1 protein-coding gene and 1 pseudogene are annotated in these 1,005 nt (G+C 63.7%); both read left to right on the top strand.

What is annotated here, in order from left to right; translation table 11 throughout:
• Positions 1-257, top strand: a 257-nt coding sequence (locus tag EOA86_RS36110) for a heparinase II/III family protein (RefSeq protein WP_206630256.1), incomplete at its 5' end; no start/stop codon positions are given.
• 232 nt (positions 258-489) lie between these two features.
• Positions 490-1,005: pseudogene (gene purH / locus EOA86_RS36105) on the top strand (bifunctional phosphoribosylaminoimidazolecarboxamide formyltransferase/IMP cyclohydrolase); the annotation flags it as partial.

Here is a 1,005-nt window from a genome sequence, read left to right as displayed (position 1 = left end):
CATGTGTCGGCCTGTTCGGCGGTCAGCACCAGGCGGACGAGCACTGCCGCCTGGTGCTGACCGCCGAACAGGCCGACACATGGGTGTTCACCTGCACCGAGGTAGCCCCCGAGGTCGAGGAATCGATTTATTTCGCCGGTCTTGGCGGCCCGCGCCGCAGCCGGCAGATCGTGCTGGCCTTCAAGGCATCGGAGGTTTCCGAAGTCCATTGGCAACTGACGCGAACGGCCATCGCCGGTCATCCTGCAAAAAGCTGAGACTGCAGGTGGCAGCGGAGCGAATGATCCAGGCCTGGAGCAAAGGATGCTGTAACGCATCGGCCTGAAAATTGGAACGATTTTCGGAAAGTACGATGTGTAGGCCGAAAAGTGTTAGAGCGTACTCTGTGCGTCCAAGTGAACGCACGTCGCTCTAACGGCTTGATTTCCGGTCGCCATGTGCTACGGCGCGCGGACACTTTCCCAACCAGCCGTGAAAGGCCGCCAGCCCATGGCCGTCGCCGCCAAGAACATTCCCGCGCCTGACCTCGTTCCCGTTCGCCGCGCGCTGCTCTCCGTCTTCGACAAGACCGGGCTCATCGATTTCGCCAGGGCTCTGGCCGCGGCCGGCGTCGAGCTGGTCTCCACCGGCGGCACGGCAAAGGCGATCGCCGAGGCGGGCATGGCCGTTCGCGACGTCTCCGACCTTACCGGCTTTCCCGAGATCATGGACGGCCGCGTCAAGACGCTGCATCCGTCCGTGCACGGCGCGCTGCTCGGCGTGCGCGACGATCCCGAACACGCCGCGGCGATGCGCGATCATGGCATTGAGCCGATCGATCTCGTCGTCTCCAATCTCTATCCCTTCGAGGATGTCCGCCGCTCCGGCGCGGCTTACGCCTCGATCGTCGAGAACATCGACATAGGCGGCCCGGCGATGATCCGCGCCTCGGCCAAGAACCACGCCTATGTCGCCATCGTCACTGACCCCGAGGACTATGCCTCGGTGCTCAACGCACTGGAGATG

The sequence above is a fragment of the Mesorhizobium sp. M5C.F.Ca.IN.020.32.2.1 genome (genome assembly GCF_004023105.1).
GTDB lineage: Bacteria > Pseudomonadota > Alphaproteobacteria > Rhizobiales > Rhizobiaceae > Mesorhizobium > Mesorhizobium wenxiniae.
This window is presented reverse-complemented; position numbering and strand designations above follow the sequence as displayed.